We start from the raw sequence: 24,500 nt of genomic DNA, 5'->3' as shown, positions 1-24,500 counted from the left end.
AATTCGATGTTGAGAGATGGCGTCATGTGGGATGACACAATATGTCAAAATTAACTATTGACGCCATAGTCTCTTGTTAGATTTCAGTACTCATCAACGCGTTAAGTTTTTTATACATTGGCGTTTGAGAAAACTCTTCATTTGAATAGCCGATTCTGAAAGAAGATTCTAGCTTCTCACGAGCTACGTCTCCTGAGTTATTCGTTCCCCAAACTTTTCTCAGTGCCAATCCTAAAAGTTCGACAACATCATGACCACTAGATATATTTTTTACATCTAGCAATCTTTTAGGTAAACCAGCTTCAAAAATTGTGCTCAATATATCGGCATCTATTTTTGTGTCGCTCTTAGAATTTATCTGATTTATCAGCTTTCCTTCATTTAACTCCAGCGTTTTTGAATCGACAAACTTGGAAAAATCTAATTTTTTTATTGGATAGTTATATCCTTCTTTTAAGCTAAAATACCTCAACCTTCCCATCTTTGACGCTATGGAATAAATTTTAATTTTAACTGCATTTATATCTATTTCTTCATTTGAATCTAAAGGGAGCTTGAACTTTGAGCCATACTCGACGATTAATCGGTGTAAAGATGTCGATTCAAAGAGAGATATTTCTAAGTCTCGAAAGTCGGTTGTAACAATATAATTTTCATCAACTACAACGCCTAATTCCTCTCTGTAATCCCGGTCAATGAAGCCAAAAACTGCTTTAGCAATTGATTCTTCGATGACTTGAGATATGACACCTACTACATTTTCCCATCCTAAAGCCACAATAGTATTCGGTGTTTTTTCGAGAGTCTTAGTAGAAAAAAACACTCCATCAGAATCTCCTTCGACAACTAACCATGGTTTTTGGGACTCTGACATTGAAATTTCCGTAACAATCTCTTCAGCAGTTTGACTTAAACAACTAGTCATTCAAAATGCCTCCATCAAGAGATACTGCGAGATCCCTCCTAGTGCCAATTATTTGTGGTGAATGCGTTGCAACTAAAAACGAATGCTGGCCTAAGTTTGCTATTTTCGAAATATCAGATAAAAACTGTCGTTGCCAATCTATGTGTAATGATATTTCTGGCTCATCAATTAAGAAGAACGAATTGTCACTTGTTTTAAATATCAATTCATAGAATAAAACAATCTCATGCTGCTCACCCGAGGATAATTGAGTTGGCTTTAATACTTGTTTTTTTCCTTGAATTGTTTCAATGAAAAAACCATCTTTCTGGCTTACTTTGAAGCTTTTATTTCTAAGCTTCTTAGTTATTATGCTTAAAAAGGTTTCTATTCTTAGTAGCAAATCATCAAAAACTGCTAACTTCTCATTTATATCTTGTAAATAGAGTGTCAGTACTTTCTTCTCAGTGGCCTCAAAAGCCTTACTAGGTAGAGCAAGGTTTTTTTCTTGTTGAATCAAGCCTGCTTCCATTAACTTCTCAATTTTTCTTTCAGTTTCATCATAATCACTTCTTATTTTTTCTTCTGAGAGTGCTGCTGTTGAGTACATTGATAGCAGCCTTTGTGGAAATGACCTGTCTTTTGATTGAGAAACCGCAGATGATTCAGCTAATAACCTTGATATTTTATTTTTTATTTCATTTGAATAAATTTCGATTACATTAGTTACATTCTGCTCTGACCTGTGAGTTCTATTTTCAATATTAACTTTCAATAGCCTTTGAGTTTGGACAAAGTGTAACTTGGCATTTTCTTGAAGGGATTGCAGCCAATCTGGTCTTTTCTTTCTACTTGTAAATGGAAGTCTATGTGAAAACCTTTCAATTACCTCATGATATGAAAGAACTTCATCCGTTCTTCCATCAACCCACCTTCTAGCTGCCACTTGGTGCAAGAATGGCAAATATTCATCTAGTTGTGATGGCGGTATTCTTATTTCTTTTAAGTTTCGGTGAAATTCAAATACCTCAATTTGCTCATTATTTTCAAAAAGTTTAAAAATAAAGTTAGGGGTCTCTACTTTTTCATTTTCAAACTCCTTTATTGTTATAGCTTTCTGTATTGTTATTTTCCTATTATCTTGAAACTCGATGCACATTTTTTCGAAATTGGTATCGTGCAAATTAGCAATATCCCACTCAAAAAAGCTTGCAATAAGTTTCAAAAATGTTGTTTTACCACAACCGTTAGGGCCATGGATGAATGTTACCCCCTCTTCTTTTATTTCTACTTTATGATTTAAAAATCCGAAAAGTTTATCAACAGAGATAACACTTATTCTATTTTCCAAAACTCAATCTCCTTATTAACATGACTGGCACAGGTACCACTACACCAGCTGAAATCTAACGCCTTACTAATGGGCGTATAAATGCTTGGCTAAAATTTGCGACGAAGGAGCACAAGCCAAGCGTTTTGCGTCCTTTTGAGTAACTTGTTATATGGCAATTACAAATTGACTATCTCATCTACTGCTTCAGGATAACGAATAACAGCAAATCGATTATCTCTTGCATACTCAAAAGCTTCCTTTACAACACCGTCTTCTATTTCTGCGTCATTGGGTACAATTTTAGTTCTACGAATATCAATTTGATTCCAGCCTAAGTCACCAAGAAAATTAGCAACATCTTCTATGACTTCACTTAAATTTTCATCAGTCGAAAACATTAAGAAAGCATACCGCTTTCCATTTTCAAACTTATCCGAATCATTTTCTGTATATTCGGCTGTTCCATTGAATGCCAACACGGAGCTTACCCTTTGCCATATAACGCCTCGCTTAACCGGCGCAAAATAGCAGGCTAAAATTAGCGACTAAGGAGCGCAAGCCTGCTGTTTTGCGTCCTTTGGTTAAAGCGTTTGTTATGTGTTCAATTACTCATAGTGTCTTGCTGCTTGAATTGCATCTGCAAATAGCTGCCAACTTGGCTTATCAGCATCAACTGCTAGATTGAAGTTTTTATAATAACCATCAGCATCATTTAGCCAAGCTCCAAGAGCTTCAACAAAATCACTAGCAGTTTTGTTTTCCCAACTATTAGGGTTTTCCGAGGACAAGGACTTTATCAATGATAAAAGTTCGCTCTTACTATTTACACTAGGTTTATTCATAAACGCACAACTTAGATGAACACATAACAGTTTATTAGAAGGAACGTTCCCGTTTTTTACAGAAACAACTTTCCCGTCTAATACATTAATAAATTTTTACATTCTCTGTACTCTACGTCACACCTGCTTTCTAGACAACCCCTAAAATTGCGGTGCACAAAAACGAGGTTGTTCCTGTTTCTTGCATTATACGGGAATCCTTATACCACTGTTTTTATATACAGCCTTTGTTTGAGGTTTTTTCTGAAAAGTCATTTATTTTTTATCCAATCAATAATTGAGAAACCTTCATTTAAGTTTTTAATTTGGCTTTGGGGTAAGGCACATTTGGTGGCAGGTTGGGGGGGGGAAATCAACGGAGTAGGGGATTGGTAAAGTGTTTGGTGGTTCTTAGCGTCTGTTAGCCTTGGTAACAAGCGTACCCAAAATTTGAGTACGCTTATTGATACTTATTAACGCAAGCTAATGCTGTACGACGTACTCAGTATACCGTTAACTTCTACTAAGCCTTGCTCATACGAGCCTGATAATAAAACCGCTTGTTCGGTTTTGTAGTTACCTTGGTCGGTAATATCAAAACCACCTAATAATATATCCCAGGCTTTTACCTCAATTTGCGTTATTTCTGGTAACGCATCGGCAATAATTTTAGCGAAAGGTATTTCACTACTATCTAGTTGATGGCCAAAATAGCGAATATGAATATTATCGCGCTCTGCTGGATTTAATTGCTCTGTCGTTTCAAAAAATAAATCAACCCTTGAGTGGTCAAAGTTTTGGTCTGAGTAATCAAAACTCAAATCACCAAGTGGCTGGTTCTTTATATTCAGTATTTGATCTTGATATAAGTTGCTCGCAACCATGTTTATTTGAGCTAGCCCATCTGTCTCAGCGAGTGTATTTAAAACATCTTGACGGAAGTAATAAGTTGCATTGTTCGATTGTTCGTCATCACCTGGCAGGTTAAGTGAGAACATAGGGTTGTACGACAAAAGGCGATAGCTGAGTTTATCTGCACTGATATCTGGATGATTATTTAGGGCAGTTTCAAAAGAGATAATTGAAGAATCTACCGCACCAGGTGCTTGATAAATCGCTTGACCTTGACGCAGGTAAGTGAGGTTCTTAACTAAGGTTGCATGGCCTTCGTCTAGGTAATTAGTCAGTTGTTTATGTTCTGCCGGGTGTTTAAACCACACTAACCAAGCGTTATCTGAGTTTTCATAATCAATATTATTTGATAGTAAACCTATGTTTTCAATGCCATCAGCGGTGGTTTTAGTACTTCTTATAAAAGAAAGCGTTGTTGGGTAATCGCCGTCAGTTACTTTACAGACTGTTTGATCGGATACGGTGTTAAGTGTGATCTCGTCAATATTTAAACGCGGGGTAAAGGTGTCATTAAAGCCAATATTAATTGATACTGACGAGGCTTGATCACGAAAATCATCTGACATCGAGACGTAAGATAATAACTCACGACACTCACACCCAGCTTTTGTTGGCTCATCAATAAAGATATCACCGTGATCCTCCACCGTTAAATTTTCAACAATGGTGAATTGCTGCTGACTTGCTGGATTGCTCGGATCATCCATTTTCACTTTTACTAGGTTTACGTTTTCCAGCTCGGTTTCAAACGTCACTAACCCAGATTTATCAGGTTCAAGTGTGGCTACTTGCTGCCATTGCGCGTCATATAAATAGATTTGGTAATCAGACTCGTTAACTGTGGTATGACACCAAGTGGGTAACTGGTAACGCAAAGAAAGGGTATTAAGTGCAGGTGAGGTATCTGTTTCAGTGGCTGTTCGAGTTTGGTTACTTGAACCCGACCCTCCGCCACCACCACAGGCAGTGAGTAATAAACTTGATACTAATAAGGCTAAGCTGGTTTGATGTTGCATGTGCGATGTCCTTTTTGTTTTCTCTTATGGGCTCTTTTTCCTCGCCCAAAAGCAACGCTCTAGTTTGTAACCACTGTATCTAATTTGTTCTTTTTGCTCATTAATTTGCAGGTGAAGTGTTTTTTATTGCCGTTGAATTACCAATACGACCAAAGGTCAAAAAGCAAATTACAGAAAATTACAATTGCTGATTAAATACTCTTTTAGCTGTTAAAAAGTATATGAACAAACGGTGTTTTTAATTGTTATAAAAGCTGAAAACAGGCCCAAATCATATGTAAAGCCAGAAGGGTTAACAGTATTTTTAACCATTTGATCACGGTTTTATTATCCAGTTTTAGCCTAAATCGCGTCCCTAAATACGAGCCTAAAATGGCGGCGCTTACCATTAATAAAATAATTGGTAGATGAGGCAAAAGTTGTACAGATATAAAAATAAAAACTGGTATTTTGGCTAAGTGGCTAATTGTCATGAAAACCGCACTGGTTGCGATAATTTGTTCTTTATCTTTGAGCTCTTTGGTTAGTATCGTTAAAGATAAAGGGCCCGTTGCCCCCACAATCAAACCTAAGCCCGTTTGTAAAAAACCAATCAGATAGTAGTTTTCAAAACGGCTGATTTGTTTTTTAAACGAAGGACTCCAAAGGTTTAGTAGTAAATAAACACCGATCGCAATCGGAATATAATCAAGTGGGATAATAAGTAAAAAGCTGCTAAAAAAAGCCGTACCCAGTATTGAGCCCAATAAAAATGGCCAGACCTTTGGCCATTGCACATCTTTAAGGGCAAAGATAAAGCGAGAAGCATTACTGCTAATTTGGGTGAGCCCGTGAACGGGAATGATCAATTGTGGGCTTACAAAAAGTGGCATTAATGCAATGAGTAACATGCCCCCGCCAAAGCCAACAACCGCAGCGATAAATGAAGTGACCAAGGTTATACAGGCAAGTAGCCACTCCATTATTTACTCCGTAAAACTGGTTTTATTCTCTAATGGCGATAGCTAAGCCTGAAGTCATCAGTACTGAGCCTGCCGTTTTATTTAATAGGTTTAACTGCCGGTTGTTGTTAACCCAATTCGTTGCTTTTACACCAAGGTAAGCAAAGACCAAATTGACTGAACCAAATACCAAGGTTGCGCACAGCATAATACCCAGTGCATCTTGAATCGTTATGTGCGCTAAATTAACAAAGGTTGGAAATAGCGCAGCATAAAATAAGATGGCTTTGGGGTTACTCATTGTCAGTAAAAAGCCGGTCACTATCGCTGATCGATTTGAGCGAGGTTTTGGGTTATTAAATTGTTCAGGCGTTGCGGTTACTAGCCTAACCCCTTGCCAAATTAGATAAACAGCGCAGACGTATTTAACGATAATAAAGGCACTGCCGAGCAACTCGGCAATAAAGGTTAAACCGGATAAGGCAAGTGCGATAAAAACGTAATCGGCTAAAACGATACCAAGCGTCATCATCGAGCCTTGTTTAAAGCCTGAGGTCATTGACGTTGATGTCACGGTAAAAGCGGCTGGGCCGGGTAAAACCGCAACAAAAAACATAGCGGCAATTAATGCTATATAGGCTTCTACGCTCATTGATAACTCCTTGGTGAAAAAGCGGTATTTTAAAACACCATAACGTGATCCACTAAGTATTGATCGCCACTTTTTACCAACACCATCTCGGCAACATAATCACCCGGTTTTTTGCTAAAGCCTTGTCGCCAAATGATCGCCGCTGAATCTGGTCGCTTAAATACGCTTACTGGCGAGCGCTCGGTAAAGAAGCCTTTTTCCACTTGATAGTGCTTGCAGACATTCTCAAAATAATCAGCGGTGACAATAGTTTTTAGCCTGTCGGTAAAGTGCTTGGTATGTAAGCTGTGATTAATTTCAGTTGAGGCCAGCATAAGCTCATCCATAATAGGCGTTGCTATAGCTAAGATAGCTTGGTCGGTTAATTGTCTAAAATCCATGAATAAAGCCTATCGCTTAGTTATTAAAAAGGGCAATGACTATGCACTATAACCATTATTTTTGAAATGAATTGATAAAATTACACTTTGCAGCGCTTGCTGCAAAGTGTATTGATGGAGGGTAAATAACCGGCTATCTAATCTAAGGTTAGTTTTTAACAAGCTCATCGCTTGTTATATCGCCTTTTAATCGTCTTAACATGACTGATTTCAAAGCCGTTAAATGCGGAAATTCAATTAACATGCCTATGGTGATGGTGGCATAAATAAGCGGTTGGTTCGGTAGTGCTATGGTACTTAAACCTAGCATTAATGGGGCGTTTCTAGCCGATGTGGTAAACGTGAGTAAGCAGTGCTCTGGGTATTCAAACTTAGCTGCCTTAGCAACCATTTCACCTAAAAGGTAAGTTAATATAAAGAACACAAAAATGGCAGCCAGTAATAATGGCACTACCGATAAGTGCTGGGTCAGTACGTTAATATTGGCCGCAAATATTTGTGCAACTAATAAAGTGAGTACTACTGGGATAAGCGTTTTACAGACGTTCCGCACTTTTTGCATAAAAGGTTTTAACACTAATCTGAAAATAAATGCGGCTACTAATGGCTGAATAAACCAATCAATCAGCATAGACAAATCGACTTTATAAGCCACCACAGTATCAAAGAGCAGTAAATAAACAGGGAATAAGATCAATTGTGAGATCATATTAATCGGTAAAATAGCAGCACCTAGCTCAGTATTGCCTTTTGCCAGTTTGGTAAAACCTAAATACCAATCGGTACAAGGCGCCATAAAGTAGATCACCAAGCCGGTATAAAATAGGGCGTTGCCCGATAAAAATAATGAGGCGACACAAAACCCAATCAGCGGAATAGCAATAAAATTAACCAGCCAAGCAACAGTGAGAAATTTGAAATGGGTAAAACCTTTAAAAATACCGCTTATTGGTACTTCTACCAGTAGCAAGAATATGAGCAGCAAAATAGTGGGGTCAATTTTATTGCCCGCCATGGTCGCGACTTGTGGTGAGTAAACACCAATGAGTGAGCCTGCTAGTATGGCGAGTAGCAAATAGACGCTGGTATTTTTAAAAAGGCTAATGGCCTTGCTGAAGTCTCCTTTTGACATAAATCTTCCTTAATAAGTTAACAAAAACACTGTTGGTCTTCACAACAACTAAGATCTTGTAGCAGCATGCCTGCTTGCTGGTAATGCTTGAGTATTGATAAATCTAAATCCAATTCGGTGGCAATAATGCTGCAAGGTGTGGTGAATCGACCTCTAAATTTATAGATAAAGCACAGTAATACTTCGCCATGCACTAATTTGGGTCCGGTTAAAAATAGGTTTCTGCAAATGGTTGATTCATCAAATTTATTGATAAGTGGAAAACCTTCACTGTCTAAATCAAATAAATCGGAGACCGGGCCTAAGTGAGTATTAAAACCCGTGCAGTTAATGGGCTTGCCTTGACTGGATAAACGATCGCCCGTCATGGATATCAACTCGTAACCTGAGCTGGTTTCTATTACTTGATTTACTTCAAAGCATTGTTCTAATTCGACAAGTTGAGTGTTAACGAGTGACGCTAAACGCTCTGCCGTATATGGACTTAACACGCGGCTGGGATCATAAGTATCGGCCTGATCGTAACTGGCATCTATTAAGGTTACTTTTTTACCCAAGCTGGCTAGGTTATAGGCCGCATCTACACCGCTTTCATAGCAACCAATCACAGCATAATGATCAGCATCACAATTTGCCCAGCTATCAATTTCACTGTTGTGGGTACAGAGTTCGCTGCCACCAAACGTGGCCTTTTTAGGAGAAGAAAATTCACCACCAGCCCAAATTAGATATTGAGTTGCAATTTGTTCACCCGATGCGAGGGTGATCAAAAAGTCATCATCTTCGCCTTGCGGTAAGACGTCGATAACTTTTTGGTTTTCTTCAACTTTAATATCGTAGTGTTTGACTACATTCTGTAAGTAAGTGGCGTAGTCTTCACCGGTTAAATGCTCTTTTCCTATGCTAAAAGCAGGGGAGGTATCGGGCGTAATGGCATTAAGGTCGGTTTGGTGAAAGCCATTGCTTGGGAAAGAAGGCGTGATCATCTTCATTTCTTTTGGCCAAGCCTTAAACGTACTACCTATTTGTTTGGCTTCGAAAATGCGCATCGCGTCATCGGTCAACCCCATTTGTTTTAATAGGGCAGCACAGCCTATTCCCGAAGGGCCTGCGCCAACAATAACGACTTTAGTGTGTTGTAATTCTGGTTTCATACATCTGAATAGCTAATATATTTAGTTATGTTATAACATAACTGATAATGATTCGCATTCAGTGTTTGTATTTTTCCCCTATTATTATCAGAACAATGCTAGGTTTTGGATTTAGCCTGTTGTTTTTCAGCTCGCTCTTGGCGCAAACATGATAATGGCCATACCGATTAAAGCGACTAAAGCTCCAATGAGATCCCATTGAGTGGGTTTAATGCCATCAACTGTCCATAACCAAAAAATAGCGACAAAAACGTATACACCGCCATAAGCTGCATAAACTCTGCCTGATGCCGTAGGATGAAGAGTTAATAACCAAACAAAGAGTGCCAAACTTAACGCGGCTGGTAGCAATAGCCATATGGTTTTACCTTCTCGTAACCACAAGTAGGGGAGGTAGCAGCCGACGATTTCAGCAATGGCGGTAATAATAAATAGCCCTAAGGTTTTTAGCTCTGGCATTGGCTTATCTCAATAGCTTGGTTTGTTATTAACTTCCTCTTTTTTACCGTTTATGCCAAGTAACAAATTGGGTATTTTCACTATTTAGCTAGTGAATATTTAGTCAGAGAAGGTCTTTAAAGCGTTGAGGGCCAAATCAGCTTTGTTGGCTGGCACAAAGATATGGTCGTGATAATAAGCTGCGATCACATTGGCGCTTATATCGCGCTCGGCTAGTTTTGTGGCAATGGCCGCGGTTAAACCAACGGCTTCTAAACTTGAATGAACGGTTAATGTTATTTTTTTAAATACGCCTTCAAAATTTAGCCCAGCTTTAATAGCAGTTTGTTTTTCTAGCACTAAGGTCAACCCTTCATCTTCGATAAAACTAGCTATCGGCTGATAGCTAACGCAACTGGCTAAATCGCTTTTCACGGTGCAAAAAACATATTCTTTGTTTGTTAATACCGGTGCCATAGATTGAAGTAATTGATCGAGTGCTTTGATGGCAGACATGTTTTTGGCCTTATTAGAAATGTTGAATTGTATGGTAATGCGCTAGTCTTAACTTTAGGTTATAACTTTTTAGCCAGATAATCATTTCTGTGATGCTGGTTGAGATTGATTACTATAAACAAAAACTTCTTCAATTAACTATCGTTAAGTGCTTTATAAGACATGATTTTTATTGAGCTAAGCGCTAAATATTAAGTTTGTTTTAATCTATTTTTATCAGTTAAAACGTAATGAACCTTTTGTAAATGCAATTGAATCAATCAAGGAATAATAATGAAATATGACAAGCTAGGTAGTAGTGGTGTTGATGTATCTAGAGTTTGTTTAGGCTCGATGACTTGGGGACTGCAAAATAATCAGGCTGATGCTGATGAGCAAATTCACTACGCCATGGAGCAGGGAGTTAACTTTATCGATACAGCTGAGATGTACGCCGTTCCACCTTCGCCAGATACCTACGGTAAGACAGAGAGTATCATTGGTGATTGGCTTTCTCGTCATCAAAATAAGCGCCAAGACTTAGTCATTGCGACAAAAATTGCGGGAGGCGGCTTACCTTGGATTAGGGGAGGTCAGCCTATTACGGGCGATGCCGTGATCAAGGCAGTTGATGATTCTCTAAAGCGCTTACAAACCGACTACATCGATTTATATCAACTACACTGGCCTAACCGAGTATCACCTCATTTTGGTAAACACTGGTTAAATCAGGTGAAATTCAGTGAAACGGATGCCGCAAAAGAAACCGCTGATATGCTAGATATTCTTCAGGGGTTAGATAAGTGTGTTAAGGCAGGGAAGATCAAGCACTGTGGTTTATCTGATGATACAACTTGGGGTATCAATACTTACTTAAAACTCAGTGAAAAATATGATTTGCCAAAAATGGTCTCGATTCAAAACGAGTTTAACTTACTGCACAGTAAAGATTGGCCTTATTTAATTGAGAATTGTATGCATGAAGATATTGCTTACTTACCTTGGTCGCCTTTAGCGGGCGGTGTACTCAGTGGTAAGTACTTAAATGGCGCTCGTCCTGAGGGCACGCGTTGGACAATATCACAGCGTAACGGTTTGTTTAGAGACACTGAGCAGTCAAATGCAGCTGTGGCTGAATACGTTAAATTAGCCGAAAGGTTTGGTTATACGCCATCTCAGTTAGCGCTAGCTTGGTGTGATCAAGTCGATGGTGTAACGTCGACTATTATTGGTGCAACCTCTATGGCGCAGCTAAAAGAAGATATCGACGCATTTTATATGCCGCTATCTGATGAATTAAAACAAGCTGTTGATGACTTGTTGAAACGTTATCCTGCCGCGTTTTAATCACGTATTTAAGCGAAGACAAGCTTGCTGTGCGTTGTTCAAGCAAGTTTGTCTTTAAAGGTTGAGCGGTCTTTAGCCAACATTTTTACGATAAAAATGGCTGAATTAACCTCTTCATGTGTCTGTTTAATTTCTGCCATCACCTTTTGCATGACATCGTCATAATCACCATAAACCAATGTGCTGACACCATTGGTATCTACTTTTAATTCTTCGTGATTTCTCAAGCGGCGAAGAAAGTCCCAAATTTCGTCTTCAAATTGCATATTAGCTAAAGGGTAAAGGCTGATTTCTAAAGTCAGTTGCATAAATATTCCATTTATTAATTGCTTTTAAAGCGATTATGACGTGATTTTTAGCTTATTAATAGCCTGCTGCAATAGGGTTAAGTCAGGGTGATAAAACTTAGGGTAGGTATAAAAAGAAAGTATGGGATGTCGGGTATCGCGTGGTTAACTTTCATCCTGCTATATAACTAATGTGACGAACATTATTAAATAGCTACTGTTGCAGGTTTAAATACAACAGTAGCTAGTTAAAAAACGAATTTATAAATCGATATCCATTGAATAGCTTACTACGGCTTTAACATCGTCATCACCGTCGTAATCTGATTTGTATAAACCAAATGAGAAGCCGTCTTTTGATAGTGAAATGCCTACATCAATTAAGTCATCACCGTAACCATCTTCAACTAAATCGCCTGAATACATACCAGCATTGATAGCCAATTCAAGGCCTTCGCTGATTTCAGTCGCATAACTGACAGATGCATAAGTACTATCGCCTGCATCGTAGCCTTCTGCGTCTACTAATACATCGATGCCAAATGAGAAATCACCCACCGATACATGTGCATAGACCTCTGAAAAATCGAGTTCATCATTAAGGGCATCAGGGTAAGCGAAGTAAATAAAACCTACATCTAAGTCGACACCTTCACTTAATTCAAAAACATAACCACCGTAGAGGTCTAATTCGTAGCTCATATCTGTATCCCAAGAGGCATTTGATGCCCAAGTACCTAGATATAAACCTGAATCGGCTTCGTAGTCGATACCGCCAGAGATAGCAGCATCACCACTTGATTGTTCTAAACCACGCCATAAGTAGTTCGATGTGGCAGCAACATTTGCTGATAAGCCTTCGATTTGAGCCATTGCTGGCGCAGAAATAGTTGAAGCGAGTAAAGCGATTGAAGTAGCGATTTTTGTCAGTTTCATCATATTTACCTTAATTTAAAATACTTGAGTAATTTTTATTATTGTTGTTGTAAATAGAGAAATGCATTGGTTGTGCCAAATGTAAAAAATCCTTTTTATTCATTTGGTTACGTGAATTATTTAACTTTGTTCTGGCACAACAAATATCCCTGATAACTAATATAGTCCAATTGTCTGCATTGTTTTGGTGCGGGTGTCTTTTTTTGGTGCTTTATTGGGCATTGATAATAAAAATGGCAATAAATCAAATGCTTGCATACGTATGAATTAATTATTAAAACCAGAAAATAAGCTAAATTTACCGTTATTTGACCTTAGTACGATTATTATTGTCACGGCTCTTTTTTATTAATGCATCATTTTCGCCCATATCGACACCAAGTTTGACAAATCTATCGTAGAGCAACACATTTACAGTCGCCGCCAAATTCATTGAACCAATCGTTGGGATATACACAACATCCTCACACCAATCCACCACTTCTTGCGACAGCGAACCATCTTCTGGTCCAAAGACATAAAAAGCGTTAAGTGGGTGTCGATAGTCTGGTAGTGGGGTTGCACCTTCTACTAATTCAATTGCCACTGGTTTGGCTCCAAAAGGGATCACATCTTTTAAATCATTGACGCCTGTTAAAGGTATACGCTGATAAACTTGCTTGGTATCTGTGGTGAATTCTCGCGCTTTGTCATAGCGTCGACCGGTGTAAAAAACAGAATTGACATCGTAGCATCCAGCCGCACGCATAATGGTACCGACGTTTTGAGGGCTTTTAGGGTTGAATAATCCAATGCAGGCAAATTGATTCATAGTGAATGTTACTAGTGAAAAAAACAGCCGCCGATTTTAACAGAATCGCATTTGTGATAAAGCAGAAAATCTTACTCTGCAAGGCAGAGTAAGATCTGGGGGTTAGAAGGTATAGATAACCTTAACTTGATCGTTGACCAAAGACGCATCGATATAACCGATGAACTCTTCTGATGAAGCGACTTTTTCTAGCATTTCTTCATTAGTGACTTCATTGGGTGGCACACCACGACCAGTAAACAGTAACTTTGACCAGTAAGTTTTAATTTGAATGGTTGAACGACCTAAAAACTGACCGTTGAATTTATCTTTCACTGGTTTATCTGTTAAATAAAGAGGCACGGCCTTTTGACCATTACTGAAGAATTTGGCTTTACCGATAAAGATGCGTGAAACTTCTATTTTATTGAAGTTACTATCATTATTAGGGTGCACTATGATGGCCGTTTTGGCGAACAGCTCAAATGATAGTAATAACATCAATGCACAAATAAGTGTTTTCATTATTAGCCCCTAAAACACTATATCTATGCCAAGACTGATGATCTTGGTTTCGTTAGCATAGTCTCCGTTCTCGTCTTTGTTATATTCCTTATTTACAAATTCTAAATCGGCAATGGTCATCGTCAGATTAGCTTGCTCGTGAAAGTTATAATGAAAGTTTAAACTGAGCGATTCATACTCATTACCGAGTGAAAACAGATCGTCCACTACTTTTAAGCGGGCAGCCAATGATTTATCTTCGACATCATGGAAATTTGTCGAGCTATTATTTTGCTTATTTTGCTCTTGGGTTAATAAAACGGTCAGTTTGTCGAATCGCTTACCGATAGTAAATTGCCAGCCGTCATTGAATTGATCTACTGATTTGTGGGTACCGTAACGGGTCCACTCAAACTGATTAATATATCCATTGTAATCAATATAGTAACCTGCCATTAAATATTCAGATTCACGACCTTCAGAGATGTACATTTGACTGTAGTCGTAGTCGATAGCGTCTAACTCATCCTTTAAACCAAGTTGCTCAAGTGTCCCATCAACTAAAACATGATCGAACTCTTCACTGACAAAGTTTGTTGTCATGCCGCCAGCAAATAGGGTTAGCCACTCATTACTGAGCTCAACTGATAAATGGGTAATGTTGCTGGCTTCTGCTGAAAATGGTGTCAGTGCCGTTGATGGAATGATGCCATCCCAGCTACCGTACGTCGCAATAACTTGATAATTCCAGCTCTCATTAATGTAATTGCTATAATCGAGCCTTAGTCCTTCGATAACAGAAAAATCGAAAGGTACATAAACTGATGTCGGTAATCGTCCGCGATTACGAGCAAAACCAATATCGACAGTATCTGAAAATTTGAAGATAGGAATAGCAAAGCGTCCTGCAATCACTTGCGTGTTTTCATTGATTTGATAACCAATGTAAGCCCATCTTGCTTCGACATCGAAGTCTTCATGACCCCTTGCAACCAGTTGTAAGGCCGTTGTTAACCCTTCACCTAAATCGGTAGTGGCTTGTAATGCAAATAGGGATTCTTTTTTTAATGTGAACTCTTTGTCTTGATAAAGATTGTGGAAAGCAGGACGCACTAGATCGTCTGTCATTAGCCCGCCTCGAATAGAAGCAAAACCTGACCAGTGAATATCAGCGGCTAGGCTAGGTGCTGTGCTCGCTAGTAAAACAGGGCAAAGCAGGGCAGATTTATATTTGCTTTGTAATAGCAAGATAAATATCTCTATTTGTAATTTTCTTTTCTAGGTGACCATTCTTGCTAAATTACAATTGATGTCAATATCTATTTATAGTGGTCAAACCTATTTTTGCGTTAAGCTCCGGTTTTATAAGACAAACAATATTAATTTTTTGTTGCTTTGTGTGATTATCAATTGACCTTGAGTAAAAACACGTCAATACTATTCAGAGCAAGGAAGTGCTTTGTCTTATGTGCTGAACATTGAAGTCTAATCTTTAGCCCTCTCTTTCGTCATAACGCTAAACCTTCTACGCAAGAACTCAATCACATTTAAGTGGTCAGCAACACGTTTTAATTTATAGGAAAATGCAACAAATGTCTGATACAAAAACAGGCCAAGTAAAATGGTTTAACGACGAAAAAGGTTTCGGTTTTATCGCTCAAGAAGGTGGTCCGGATATTTTTGTTCACTTCAGAGCTATTAACGGTACAGGTCGTCGTTCATTGAAAGATGGTCAATCAGTGTCATTCGAAGTCGTAGATGGTCAAAAAGGTCCTCAAGCTGAGAACGTAACTCCGCTTTAATCGACTAAAAGATATTGACGAAAAAGACCGGGCTTAATGTTCGGTTTTTTTATGCATGCAATATAGCTTTATAATATTAATTGAGTTGTTTAGATAAGTTTTTTGTGACCAATGTAGAATTGGTGGGTGATACTGGACTTGAACCAGTGACCCTCGCCTTGTAAGGGCGATGCTCTCCCAACTGAGCTAATCACCCGCCTTAAATTATTCTTTGCGAAACACTAATAGGGTAGTGGTGGGTGATACTGGACTTGAACCAGTGACCCTCGCCTTGTAAGGGCGATGCTCTCCCAACTGAGCTAATCACCCGCAAAGAATATAAAACGGTCACTAAATAGAGTGGTGGGTGATACTGGACTTGAACCAGTGACCCTCGCCTTGTAAGGGCGATGCTCTCCCAACTGAGCTAATCACCCGCCTTAAATTATTCTTTGCGAAACACTAATAGGGTAGTGGTGGGTGATACTGGACTTGAACCAGTGACCCTCGCCTTGTAAGGGCGATGCTCTCCCAACTGAGCTAATCACCCGCCTTAAATTATTCTTTGCGAAACACGAATAGGGTCGTGGTGGGTGATACTGGACTTGAACCAGTGACCCTCGCCTTGTAAGGGCGATGCTCTCCCAACTGAGCTAATCACCCGCCTTAAATTATTCTTTGCGAAACACTAATAGGGTAGTGGTGGGTGATACTGGACTTGAACCAGTGACCCTCGCCTTGTAAGGGCGATGCTCTCCCAACTGAGCTAATCACCCAACTCGTAAGACTCTCGTCTTGTGTGGGGCGGTATTATAGGGATGGACTTATTAGTGTCAACAGAAAATTTAGAGAAATTTCGATTATTTATTTGTTTGCCTATTTGCTGAGCATTTTTAGCCACTTCCGTTGATTTTTTGTGCTAATTAATCGCTTACTTTTAAATAACCTTTAGTTGCTAGTGATATTTAAGCTAAAATACGCGCCACTTTATTAATAGTAGGAAGGCTTTTTATGGCAGTTCATTGGTATCCTGGTCATATGCACAAAGCGCAAAAAGAAATTGCTGAGATCATGCCAAGCATAGATGTCATCATTGAAGTATTAGATGCGCGCATTCCATATAGTAGTAATAATCCGATGATTGCTAAATTAAGAGGCGATAAACCTTTTATTAAGATCCTTAATAAAAGAGATCTTGCTGATCCTGTCATTACTGAGCAATGGCTAGCTTACTTTGAACAAGAACAGGGCGTAAAAGCGATTGCTGTATCAGCTAAAAAGCCTGAGGAAGTAAAACAGATCATCGGGTTATGTCGAGATTTAGTACCGCACCGCGATCAAGAAGGCAAAAATATTCGTGCACTTATATGTGGTATTCCCAATGTAGGTAAATCGACGACGATTAATATTTTGGCCGATCGCATTGTTGCAAAGGTAGGGAATGAGCCTGCTGTCACTAAGGCGCAACAGCGTATCAACCTACAAAATGGTGTCGTGTTATCTGATACACCAGGTATGTTATGGCCAAAAGTGGAAAATGAAAATTCTGGCTATCGTCTAGCGGCTACCGGCGCAGTTAAAGATACGGCGATGGAATCTGATGATGTTGGCACTTATTTAGTTGACTATCTAATGGAAGCTTACCCTGAACTTTTAAAAGCGCGTTACGATCTAGAAGAGTTTGGCTACACTGGCTACGACACATTAGAGCTAATTGGTAAAAAACGAGGCTGCTTGCGATCAGGTGGTCGAGTGGAAATCAATAAAGCGGCGGATATCGTCCTAAATGAATTAAGGGATGCAACAATCGGCTTAATCTCAATGGAAACGCCAGAAATGATTGAGGCTGAGGAAATAGAAGTCGAAAAACAACGCGAGTTAAAAGCGGATAAAGACAAAGACCGCAAGAAAAAAGCTAAAAAGCGCCGACGTTAAATAATTTAAAAAATGACTGACTAATATTGGTCATCAATCGATTTAAGGTTTTATTTATTATGACAATCAAAACACGTTTTGCACCGAGCCCAACTGGATACCTTCACGTTGGTGGTGCACGTACAGCTCTTTACTCATGGCTTATTGCCCAAGCTCAAGGTGGTGAGTTTGTCCTGCGTATTGAAGATACAGATTTAGAACGTTCTACTCAGGAAGCTATCGATGCCATCTTAGAAGGTATGAAGTGGTTAGGTTTAGAGTGGACTGAAGGCCCACATTATCAAACTAAACGTTTTGACCGTTACAAATCGTTGATTCAACAGTTAATTGAACAAGACAAAGCTTATCGTTGTTATTGCACGCCAGAAGAATTAGATGCAATGCGCGAAGAACAAATGGCTAAAGGTGAAAAACCTCGTTATACAGGTGTTTGGCGTGATCGTACTGATTACCCAGAAGATCAACCCTATGTTATCCGTTTTAGAAACCCACAAGAGGGCAGTGTGGTTTTTGAAGATCACGTACGTGGTCGTATAGAAGTACAAAACGCGGAATTAGATGATTTAATCATTTTGCGCTCTGATGGTAGTCCAACTTATAACTTCTGTGTTGTTGTGGATGACTGGGATATGGGCATTACTCACGTAGTGCGTGGTGAAGACCATGTTAATAATACGCCTCGTCAGATTAATATCTTAAAAGCGCTTGATGCACCGATTCCAGAATATGCTCACGTATCGATGATTTTAGGTGATGACGGTGCCAAGTTATCAAAACGCCATGGTGCAGTCAGCGTGATGCAATATCGCGATGAAGGTTATTTACCTCAAGCACTACTTAACTACTTGGTGCGTTTAGGTTGGTCACATGGCGATCAAGAGATCTTCTCTTTGCAAGAAATGAAAGAGCTATTCAAGCTAGACGGTATCAATAAAGCTGCATCTGCATTTAATACCGAAAAATTAGTTTGGTTAAACCAACACTATATTAAGTCGACACCAGCCGCTGAGGTTGCTGAGCACCTGCAATGGCATTTAGATGATCAAAAACTTGATATTAGTAACGGCCCAGCAATTGAAGCAGTTATCACTGCTCAAGCCGAACGAGTGAAAACGCTTAAAGAATTAGTGGAGATCTCTCGTTATTATTACGAAGACTTTACTGAGTTTGACGCAAAAGCGGCGAAAAAACACTTGCGTCCTGTTGCTGCTGAGCCACTTGCGTTAGTGAAAGATAAATTAGCAGCCATTACTGATTGGTCTGAAGCATCAATTCAAGCTGCAATTAATGAAACGGCAGAAGAATTAGAAATTGGTATGGGTAAAGTAGGGATGCCATTACGTGTTGCAACAACAGGTAGCGGTAACTCTCCATCTTTAGATATTACGCTAAACTTAATCGGACAGGCCAAATCTGTACAAAGAATCGGCCAAGCGTTGACGTTTATTGAGCAAAGAGAAAAATCTTAAAAAAACGCAAAAAAAGCATTGACTTGATAACGCGTGGTGCATAGAATGCGCCCCGCGTTTGAGGGACAGCAATCAAATTTGTTTTCCATCAATGTGCACAAAAGCGGGGCTATAGCTCAGCTGGGAGAGCGCTTCGCTGGCAGCGAAGAGGTCAACGGTTCGATCCCGTTTAGCTCCACCAACGCTTTTGTTTAACTTAACAGTCTAGGCCATTTTCTGTTAAGTTTTTTACCGGACGTCCCATTCGTCTAGAGGCCTAGGACACCGCCCTTTCACGGCGGTAACAGGGGTTCGAATCCCCTATGGGACGCCACTACTTAGCGTTAAACATAGCCTTGCGTTAGCTTTATTTTAAAACAAGACATTTTTTATGAGTGTCCCATTCGTCTAGAGGCCTAGGACACCGCCCTTTCACGGCGGTAACAGGGGTTCGAATCCCCTATGGGACGCCAACACTTAATCGTTAACATAGCCTTGCGTAACGATTATTTTAGCAAGACATTATTCATAGTGTCCCATTCGTCTAGAGGCCTAGGACACCGCCCTTTCACGGCGGTAACAGGGGTTCGAATCCCCTATGGGACGCCATTTCCTTTCTTATATTCTTCTATTTCTTTGTTAACTTTTATTTAAATCTTCAATTTATTGTGTGCTAAATAGCAAAAAAGCCCATTTAAGAGCTTTTTTGATGTTAGATTAAAATTGATGGCTTATTAATCTTTTTTCGCCAGTTCATCACTGAAACTAAAGCCATCATTAAGTGAAATAATTTTCGTTTTACTGATTCGGTGGCGGTAGATTTCCCTTAAGTAGTGAATCGCTTTTTTCACGCATTCTATTGTTAAACGAATATCGTTAATTGAAGTAAACTTGCCTTGATCGTGAATTAACTCTCTATATTTTTTCTCATACATAGGTTTAATTGCGTACCAGTTGGTATCGAGGATCTTAGCTGGATTTTCGTTCTCAACTAACATGGCTTCTAGTTTAGATTCATCAAACTCGTCCGCTCTAATAAAATCAATGATAGCTCTATCTAGTGCATCATCGTAGCGGTAGTTATCTTTAGCAAAGCAGCGTTTGATATATGAAACGATCAACGTTAAGAAATCGTCACTGAGACATGGACTTTTTGCAATAAGGGTCGTCAAAGATAAATTTGCGGATGCCCCAATCACTAAAGCGTAGCGTTTCAATGTGGTATTTGGGAATAGGCTGTTTAAGTGCATTTTCAGCTTATTCAAATCCATATAAGAAAGTTTGTAGTCTTTAGGTAATGAAACGATTGATACAACGGAAGAGCAGTTTTTAAAGAAGTGTAATTCACTTAAGTGCTTGGCGTTGTAGTTTGAATCTTTGTATTGACGCAATGCTTCTCTATAACGCTCAGATTCAATTGGTAATAAACTGACCCCTTCTATCGCTTGCGTTTGTTTATTGTAATGGGGCAGGTCAATTGAGCGGAAAAACAAATCGTCTATATCAAGTTGTTCACCATCAAATAACTTGGGTTTTTCTGGATCCGGATTATCCGCGACAACTGATTCAGCGTAAGCGATGGCCACGGGGCCTGCTAAGCTCATAAATAAATCATTAGCGTCTAAGCGGATTGTCTCTCCGATATCGATACCCGCCCGTCGGAAGTAATTTTCATCGTAGTCCGTTGTTACTGCTTGTGCCGTTAAAATATTAAAAATTTGTTGGCTGATATATTGATTGGCGTGCTTTTCCATTGAGTTAACATCAATGTATTGAATACCGCCATCGGAATCATTTTGCTCAGCATAACGCATGATGTCATTTGAAATCAGCATCATTGCATTCCACGGCCTAATGCGATTGATCACATTTTCTGATGTGCTTTCTTCATTATCCATGTTGTAAGAGAAATTCCATTCCTCAGATAAATATTTGCACAACAGGCGGCCTGCGTTGATATGCAAGGCTTCAGATAATTCAACACCATGGTCATTAATATTGGGTAGAATACAAATACCACTCGTAAAGATAGGTTCAAAAACAAAAGATTGATTTTGGCTTGCTAGCCCTGAATCAGGACGGGTATCAAAAGTCTTACTCATGTATGAATACTGCTGAGCTAAGCCAAACTCCGAGGCCATCCCTGAACCGGTACCACCACCTGCGCTGAAGATATAAAAGTACAAACGCGATTGGTTCGCTTTGATACCACAAGAGTCAATTAGATAAGAATGAATAAATTTCCAATCAGCATTGGTGAACTCTTCTGTTTCTTTATTGAGAATAATTTTTGCTAAATATTGACCGAGAATAGGGGCATTACCTGCACCCCCTGCGTGAACTTCAGATAAGTCCATTATCTTGAGTTTGTTGTAGTCTCTTAGAAAGTTACTTGCTTCACCTTTTGATGAAAATCGTATGCGACCTTCAATGTCTTTATCAAGGTCGCCTAGCATGACTAATGGCTCGATTAAAAATACCGGCTTGACCGACTTTTCTGAACTGAGCTTTAAATTTCGCTGGATCCATTTTACGGGGCGAGATTCTTTTTCTTTGGCGATTTGCTGTTCATTGTGAAACTCGCTCAAGTAAAAGTTTCTGGCGTTGTGTACAAGTGAAGCAACATCTAAAGCGATATTTGACCCACATCGTCCGAGGCCAATTAAACAGACAGAAGGGAAGTTGGGTAGCTTACGTTCGACTTCTTCTTGGCTCTGCTCACTCGGATAGACTTCATTTCTTAAGGTGTCTAGATTGCTGAGGATTCGGTTGAGGTCTTTTTCGGTAAAATACATGTAAGGCACATCGCCAGCAGTATCTTTTCTTAAGACTTCTACTTTTTTATTGGATTTTGATACCGGCTCTTTAACGATTAAATCAAAGTCGTCACTTGGCTCGGAGACTGTGCTCGATGTTGTATGAGCAGCTGCGCTCACTCCCTTCTGAGGTGAAGTTTTCTTTTGCATTTAATTCTCCGCAATGCGATTCCATTATTTGACTCACTTAACTCCAAAGCAGCGAAGTTAAATTAATGGCAAATACCTGCCTAAGATTAAATGTTAGATTGTTAATGGCAAAAACGCTTAATTGGGTCTTTACTAAAAATTGTTATCTTTTGTTTCTAAGATGCGTTACCATGTGATTACTTGTCGGAGTGCTTGGCCTATAGAGCTATAGCTGAGATCGCATTAGCGGGATCCGTAGAACCTGAACAGGCTAATACCTGCGTAAGGGAACAAGGCATCAGCTATTGCTGATTTGCTGTATCTACATATCTGTATCACTCCGTCTTTTTAATTGTTCATAAAAAGGCAAACCTATGACTCAACCAACTCGTCGTGAACGTCGTCAACAGGCGGAAGAATTTCTTAAAAACGTTTCGGGTCAAAGCTATCCGAACTCAGAAAAAATCTATGTAAAAGGTCAAATCCACGATATTGAAGTCGCCATGCGTGAAATATCAGTAGGTGATACTTTTGCTGGTGGTACAGAAGAAAATCCAATTTTTGAATCGAACGAACCTGTTCGTGTTTATGATACATCTGGCGTTTACACTGATCCTGAAGTAACCGTTGATGTTCACCAAGGGTTACCTAAATTAAGAAGCGAATGGATTGCATCTCGCGAAGATACTGAACATTTAGAAGGTGCGAGCTCTGGTTATTCTCAGCAACGTCTTGCTGATGAAGGTTTAGATCACATTCGCTTTGAAAACCTACCAAAAGTACGTCGTGCTAAAGCGGGTAAAAACGTTACTCAAATGCACTATGCGCGCCAAGGTATCATTACACCTGAAATGGAATACATCGCGATTCGCGAAAACATGAAGCGCGCTGAAATGCGTGATGAAATTTTAAAATTCCAACATCCAGGTCAAAGTTTTGGTGCCAATATTCCTGCTGAAATTACACCTGAATTTGTTCGCAAGGAAGTGGCTGAAGGCCGTGCAATCATCCCTGCAAACATTAACCACCCTGAATCAGAGCCGATGATTATCGGTCGTAACTTCTTAATTAAAGTTAACGCAAACATTGGTAACTCAGCTGTGACTTCATCGATTGAAGAAGAAGTTGAAAAACTTGTTTGGTCTACTAAATGGGGTGCAGATACGGTTATGGACCTATCTACAGGTCGAAATATTCACGAAACACGTGAATGGATCTTACGTAACTCGCCTGTTCCAATTGGTACCGTTCCTATTTATCAAGCTTTAGAAAAAGTAAACGGTGTTGCCGAAAACTTAACGTGGGAAGTGTTCCGTGACACGTTAATCGAGCAAGCAGAGCAGGGCGTAGATTACTTCACTATCCACGCTGGTGTATTACTTCGTTACGTGCCAATGACAGCTAAACGCGTTACCGGTATCGTTTCACGCGGCGGTAGTATCATGGCCAAATGGTGTCTATCTCACCATAAAGAAAACTTCTTATACACGCACTTTGAAGACATTTGTGAAATCTGTAAGCAATATGACGTTTCATTCTCTCTAGGTGATGGCCTGCGTCCTGGTTCAATTGCTGATGCTAATGATGAAGCACAATTTAGTGAGTTACGCACGTTAGGTGAATTGACAAAAATTGCTTGGGAGCACGATGTTCAAGTAATGATCGAAGGCCCTGGTCACGTTCCGCTTCACATGGTTAAAGAGAACATGGAAGAGCAACTTAAGCACTGTCATGAAGCGCCTTTCTATACATTAGGCCCATTAACGACAGATATTGCGCCAGGTTATGATCACATCACATCGGGTATTGGTGCTGCCAATATTGGTTGGTACGGCTGTGCCATGCTGTGTTATGTAACTCCAAAAGAACACTTAGGTTTACCAAACAAAGAAGACGTTAAAGAAGGTCTTATCACATACAAAATCGCCGCTCATGCGGGTGATCTAGCGAAGGGACACCCAGGTGCTCAAATTCGAGATAATGCTCTATCTAAAGCGCGTTTCGAGTTCAGATGGCACGACCAGTTCAACTTAGGTTTAGATCCTGAGCGAGCGCGTGAATACCACGATGAAACACTTCCGCAGGAATCGGGTAAAGTAGCCCACTTCTGCTCTATGTGTGGACCTAAGTTCTGCTCAATGAAGATCACACAAGATGTACGTGACTATGCCGCTAAGCTTGAAGCTGATGGTGCTCAACCAATAGAGATCAAACTATTAGATGAGACCGTTACCGCCGATGCTGATGCACTTGAAGCCGCGCAAAAAGGCATGGCAGAGAAGTCAGCTGAATTTAAAGCAACGGGCTCTGAGATTTATCACAAAGTTCAATAATTGGTGGTAATAGCCA

At 39.6% G+C, this 24,500-nt stretch carries 23 protein-coding genes, 10 tRNA genes and 1 riboswitch; of the genes, 9 read left to right on the top strand and 24 right to left on the bottom strand.

What is annotated here, in order from left to right; genetic code table 11:
* Positions 1-76 precede the first annotated feature (76 nt).
* From HR060_RS09815 to HR060_RS09760, 12 genes are all read right to left on the bottom strand, one after another.
* Positions 77-925: a DUF4435 domain-containing protein gene (locus HR060_RS09815; protein ID WP_174200118.1), complete on the bottom strand. Its 849-nt coding sequence runs from the start codon at positions 923-925 to the stop codon at positions 77-79.
* On the bottom strand, positions 918-2,255 hold the full coding sequence (locus HR060_RS09810) for an AAA family ATPase (protein WP_174200117.1): 1,338 nt from the start codon (positions 2,253-2,255) through the stop codon (positions 918-920). Before HR060_RS09810 ends, HR060_RS09815 begins: the two co-directional genes overlap by 8 nt.
* Before the next feature lie 158 nt (positions 2,256-2,413).
* Positions 2,414-2,716, bottom strand: coding sequence for a hypothetical protein (locus HR060_RS09805; protein ID WP_174200116.1), 303 nt, complete (start codon positions 2,714-2,716; stop codon positions 2,414-2,416).
* A 126-nt stretch (positions 2,717-2,842) separates the two neighbouring features.
* Complete coding sequence (locus HR060_RS09800) at positions 2,843-3,079, bottom strand: DUF7660 family protein (RefSeq protein ID WP_174200115.1); 237 nt, start codon at positions 3,077-3,079, stop codon at positions 2,843-2,845.
* 452 nt (positions 3,080-3,531) lie between these two features.
* Positions 3,532-4,986, bottom strand: coding sequence for a hypothetical protein (locus tag HR060_RS09795; RefSeq protein ID WP_174200114.1), 1,455 nt, complete (start codon positions 4,984-4,986; stop codon positions 3,532-3,534).
* Between the two features lie 245 nt (positions 4,987-5,231).
* Positions 5,232-5,948, bottom strand: coding sequence for a sulfite exporter TauE/SafE family protein (locus HR060_RS09790; RefSeq protein ID WP_174200113.1), 717 nt, complete (start codon positions 5,946-5,948; stop codon positions 5,232-5,234).
* Positions 5,949-5,970: 22 nt separating this feature from the next.
* On the bottom strand, positions 5,971-6,579 hold the full coding sequence (locus HR060_RS09785; protein WP_174200112.1) for a LysE family translocator: 609 nt from the start codon (positions 6,577-6,579) through the stop codon (positions 5,971-5,973).
* A gap of 29 nt (positions 6,580-6,608) precedes the next feature.
* Positions 6,609-6,959 (bottom strand): hypothetical protein, encoded by a 351-nt coding sequence (locus tag HR060_RS09780; RefSeq protein WP_174200111.1) that lies wholly within the window; start codon positions 6,957-6,959, stop codon positions 6,609-6,611.
* A gap of 148 nt (positions 6,960-7,107) precedes the next feature.
* A complete protein-coding gene (locus tag HR060_RS09775; RefSeq protein ID WP_174200110.1) occupies positions 7,108-8,091 on the bottom strand; it encodes an arsenic resistance protein in 984 nt (327 codons plus the stop codon).
* A gap of 17 nt (positions 8,092-8,108) precedes the next feature.
* Positions 8,109-9,245: an NAD(P)/FAD-dependent oxidoreductase gene (locus HR060_RS09770; RefSeq protein ID WP_174200109.1), complete on the bottom strand. Its 1,137-nt coding sequence runs from the start codon at positions 9,243-9,245 to the stop codon at positions 8,109-8,111.
* Between the two features lie 126 nt (positions 9,246-9,371).
* Positions 9,372-9,704 (bottom strand): YnfA family protein, encoded by a 333-nt coding sequence (locus HR060_RS09765; protein WP_174200108.1) that lies wholly within the window; start codon positions 9,702-9,704, stop codon positions 9,372-9,374.
* Between the two features lie 99 nt (positions 9,705-9,803).
* On the bottom strand, positions 9,804-10,199 hold the full coding sequence (locus HR060_RS09760) for an ACT domain-containing protein (RefSeq protein ID WP_174200107.1): 396 nt from the start codon (positions 10,197-10,199) through the stop codon (positions 9,804-9,806).
* Between the two features lie 273 nt (positions 10,200-10,472).
* Between HR060_RS09760 and HR060_RS09755 the strand changes: the two genes are divergently transcribed.
* On the top strand, positions 10,473-11,525 hold the full coding sequence (locus HR060_RS09755) for an aldo/keto reductase (RefSeq protein WP_174200106.1): 1,053 nt from the start codon (positions 10,473-10,475) through the stop codon (positions 11,523-11,525).
* Positions 11,526-11,563: 38 nt separating this feature from the next.
* On the opposite strand, the gene HR060_RS09750 is transcribed toward HR060_RS09755, so the two are convergent.
* The 5 genes from HR060_RS09750 to HR060_RS09730 all read right to left on the bottom strand — a co-directional run bounded on the left by HR060_RS09750 (position 11,564) and on the right by HR060_RS09730 (position 15,290).
* Complete coding sequence (locus tag HR060_RS09750) at positions 11,564-11,833, bottom strand: YkoF family thiamine/hydroxymethylpyrimidine-binding protein (RefSeq protein WP_174200105.1); 270 nt, start codon at positions 11,831-11,833, stop codon at positions 11,564-11,566.
* 240 nt (positions 11,834-12,073) lie between these two features.
* Complete coding sequence (locus HR060_RS09745) at positions 12,074-12,751, bottom strand: TorF family putative porin (RefSeq protein WP_174200104.1); 678 nt, start codon at positions 12,749-12,751, stop codon at positions 12,074-12,076.
* A 301-nt stretch (positions 12,752-13,052) separates the two neighbouring features.
* The gene (locus tag HR060_RS09740; RefSeq protein ID WP_174200103.1) at positions 13,053-13,559 is read right to left on the bottom strand and encodes an RNA methyltransferase; all 507 of its coding nucleotides are present in this window, start codon (positions 13,557-13,559) and stop codon (positions 13,053-13,055) included.
* Between the two features lie 102 nt (positions 13,560-13,661).
* Positions 13,662-14,063 (bottom strand): phosphate ABC transporter substrate-binding protein, encoded by a 402-nt coding sequence (locus HR060_RS09735; protein ID WP_174200102.1) that lies wholly within the window; start codon positions 14,061-14,063, stop codon positions 13,662-13,664.
* A gap of 9 nt (positions 14,064-14,072) precedes the next feature.
* A complete protein-coding gene (locus HR060_RS09730) occupies positions 14,073-15,290 on the bottom strand; it encodes a hypothetical protein (RefSeq protein WP_174200101.1) in 1,218 nt (405 codons plus the stop codon).
* Positions 15,291-15,634: 344 nt separating this feature from the next.
* On the opposite strand from HR060_RS09730, the gene HR060_RS09725 reads away from it, so the two are divergent.
* Positions 15,635-15,844: a cold-shock protein gene (locus tag HR060_RS09725; RefSeq protein ID WP_174200100.1), complete on the top strand. Its 210-nt coding sequence runs from the start codon at positions 15,635-15,637 to the stop codon at positions 15,842-15,844.
* 120 nt (positions 15,845-15,964) lie between these two features.
* Here the strand turns inward: HR060_RS09725 and HR060_RS09720 are convergent.
* From HR060_RS09720 to HR060_RS09695, 6 genes are all read right to left on the bottom strand, one after another.
* A tRNA-Val gene (locus HR060_RS09720) sits at positions 15,965-16,040 on the bottom strand.
* Between the two features lie 37 nt (positions 16,041-16,077).
* Positions 16,078-16,153, bottom strand: a tRNA-Val gene (locus HR060_RS09715).
* A 31-nt stretch (positions 16,154-16,184) separates the two neighbouring features.
* A tRNA-Val gene (locus HR060_RS09710) sits at positions 16,185-16,260 on the bottom strand.
* Positions 16,261-16,297: 37 nt separating this feature from the next.
* A tRNA-Val gene (locus HR060_RS09705) sits at positions 16,298-16,373 on the bottom strand.
* Between the two features lie 37 nt (positions 16,374-16,410).
* A tRNA-Val gene (locus HR060_RS09700) sits at positions 16,411-16,486 on the bottom strand.
* A 37-nt stretch (positions 16,487-16,523) separates the two neighbouring features.
* A tRNA-Val gene (locus tag HR060_RS09695) sits at positions 16,524-16,599 on the bottom strand.
* 235 nt (positions 16,600-16,834) lie between these two features.
* On the opposite strand from HR060_RS09695, the gene ylqF reads away from it, so the two are divergent.
* The 6 genes from ylqF (at position 16,835) to HR060_RS09665 (ending at position 19,815) form a co-directional block, all read left to right on the top strand.
* Positions 16,835-17,758: a ribosome biogenesis GTPase YlqF gene (gene ylqF / locus HR060_RS09690; protein WP_174200099.1), complete on the top strand. Its 924-nt coding sequence runs from the start codon at positions 16,835-16,837 to the stop codon at positions 17,756-17,758.
* Between the two features lie 59 nt (positions 17,759-17,817).
* Positions 17,818-19,227 (top strand): glutamate--tRNA ligase, encoded by a 1,410-nt coding sequence (gene gltX, locus HR060_RS09685; protein ID WP_174200098.1) that lies wholly within the window; start codon positions 17,818-17,820, stop codon positions 19,225-19,227.
* Between the two features lie 105 nt (positions 19,228-19,332).
* Positions 19,333-19,408 (top strand) — tRNA-Ala (locus HR060_RS09680).
* A 56-nt stretch (positions 19,409-19,464) separates the two neighbouring features.
* Positions 19,465-19,540, top strand: a tRNA-Glu gene (locus HR060_RS09675).
* Positions 19,541-19,603: 63 nt separating this feature from the next.
* Positions 19,604-19,679 (top strand) — tRNA-Glu (locus tag HR060_RS09670).
* Between the two features lie 60 nt (positions 19,680-19,739).
* Positions 19,740-19,815, top strand: a tRNA-Glu gene (locus tag HR060_RS09665).
* Positions 19,816-19,940: 125 nt separating this feature from the next.
* On the opposite strand, the gene HR060_RS09660 is transcribed toward HR060_RS09665, so the two are convergent.
* Positions 19,941-22,172 carry a hypothetical protein gene (locus tag HR060_RS09660; protein WP_217434904.1) on the bottom strand — a complete coding sequence of 744 codons (2,232 nt, stop codon included), beginning with the start codon at positions 22,170-22,172 and terminating at the stop codon, positions 19,941-19,943.
* Positions 22,173-22,346: 174 nt separating this feature from the next.
* A riboswitch (TPP riboswitch) is annotated at positions 22,347-22,458 on the top strand.
* Positions 22,459-22,525: 67 nt separating this feature from the next.
* Between HR060_RS09660 and thiC the strand changes: the two genes are divergently transcribed.
* Positions 22,526-24,484, top strand: a complete 1,959-nt coding sequence (gene thiC / locus HR060_RS09655) for a phosphomethylpyrimidine synthase ThiC (RefSeq protein ID WP_174200097.1) — start codon at positions 22,526-22,528, stop codon at positions 24,482-24,484.
* The last annotated feature ends 16 nt before the right edge of the window (positions 24,485-24,500 follow it).

It is taken from the genome of Marinifaba aquimaris (genome assembly GCF_013328345.1).
GTDB lineage: Bacteria > Pseudomonadota > Gammaproteobacteria > Enterobacterales > Alteromonadaceae > Marinifaba > Marinifaba aquimaris.
Note: the sequence above shows the minus strand (reverse complement) of the source record. Positions and strands in the feature narration are given on the sequence as shown.

Excerpts from the sequence above, each read along its gene's own strand:
- HR060_RS09815 (WP_174200118.1), bottom strand. The coding sequence starts at position 925 with ATGACTAGTTGTTTAAGTCAAACTGCTGAAGAGATTGTTACGGAAATT.
- HR060_RS09800 (WP_174200115.1), bottom strand. The coding sequence starts at position 3,079 with ATGAATAAACCTAGTGTAAATAGTAAGAGCGAACTTTTATCATTGATA.
- HR060_RS09795 (WP_174200114.1), bottom strand. The coding sequence starts at position 4,986 with ATGCAACATCAAACCAGCTTAGCCTTATTAGTATCAAGTTTATTACTC.
- HR060_RS09790 (WP_174200113.1), bottom strand. The coding sequence starts at position 5,948 with ATGGAGTGGCTACTTGCCTGTATAACCTTGGTCACTTCATTTATCGCT.
- HR060_RS09785 (WP_174200112.1), bottom strand. The coding sequence starts at position 6,579 with ATGAGCGTAGAAGCCTATATAGCATTAATTGCCGCTATGTTTTTTGTT.
- HR060_RS09780 (WP_174200111.1), bottom strand. The coding sequence starts at position 6,959 with ATGGATTTTAGACAATTAACCGACCAAGCTATCTTAGCTATAGCAACG.
- HR060_RS09775 (WP_174200110.1), bottom strand. The coding sequence starts at position 8,091 with ATGTCAAAAGGAGACTTCAGCAAGGCCATTAGCCTTTTTAAAAATACC.
- HR060_RS09770 (WP_174200109.1), bottom strand. The coding sequence starts at position 9,245 with ATGAAACCAGAATTACAACACACTAAAGTCGTTATTGTTGGCGCAGGC.
- HR060_RS09765 (WP_174200108.1), bottom strand. The coding sequence starts at position 9,704 with ATGCCAGAGCTAAAAACCTTAGGGCTATTTATTATTACCGCCATTGCT.
- HR060_RS09760 (WP_174200107.1), bottom strand. The coding sequence starts at position 10,199 with ATGTCTGCCATCAAAGCACTCGATCAATTACTTCAATCTATGGCACCG.
- HR060_RS09755 (WP_174200106.1), top strand. The coding sequence starts at position 10,473 with ATGAAATATGACAAGCTAGGTAGTAGTGGTGTTGATGTATCTAGAGTT.
- HR060_RS09750 (WP_174200105.1), bottom strand. The coding sequence starts at position 11,833 with ATGCAACTGACTTTAGAAATCAGCCTTTACCCTTTAGCTAATATGCAA.
- HR060_RS09745 (WP_174200104.1), bottom strand. The coding sequence starts at position 12,751 with ATGATGAAACTGACAAAAATCGCTACTTCAATCGCTTTACTCGCTTCA.
- HR060_RS09740 (WP_174200103.1), bottom strand. The coding sequence starts at position 13,559 with ATGAATCAATTTGCCTGCATTGGATTATTCAACCCTAAAAGCCCTCAA.
- HR060_RS09735 (WP_174200102.1), bottom strand. The coding sequence starts at position 14,063 with ATGAAAACACTTATTTGTGCATTGATGTTATTACTATCATTTGAGCTG.
- HR060_RS09725 (WP_174200100.1), top strand. The coding sequence starts at position 15,635 with ATGTCTGATACAAAAACAGGCCAAGTAAAATGGTTTAACGACGAAAAA.
- ylqF (WP_174200099.1), top strand. The coding sequence starts at position 16,835 with ATGGCAGTTCATTGGTATCCTGGTCATATGCACAAAGCGCAAAAAGAA.
- gltX (WP_174200098.1), top strand. The coding sequence starts at position 17,818 with ATGACAATCAAAACACGTTTTGCACCGAGCCCAACTGGATACCTTCAC.
- HR060_RS09660 (WP_217434904.1), bottom strand. The coding sequence starts at position 22,172 with ATGCAAAAGAAAACTTCACCTCAGAAGGGAGTGAGCGCAGCTGCTCAT.
- thiC (WP_174200097.1), top strand. The coding sequence starts at position 22,526 with ATGACTCAACCAACTCGTCGTGAACGTCGTCAACAGGCGGAAGAATTT.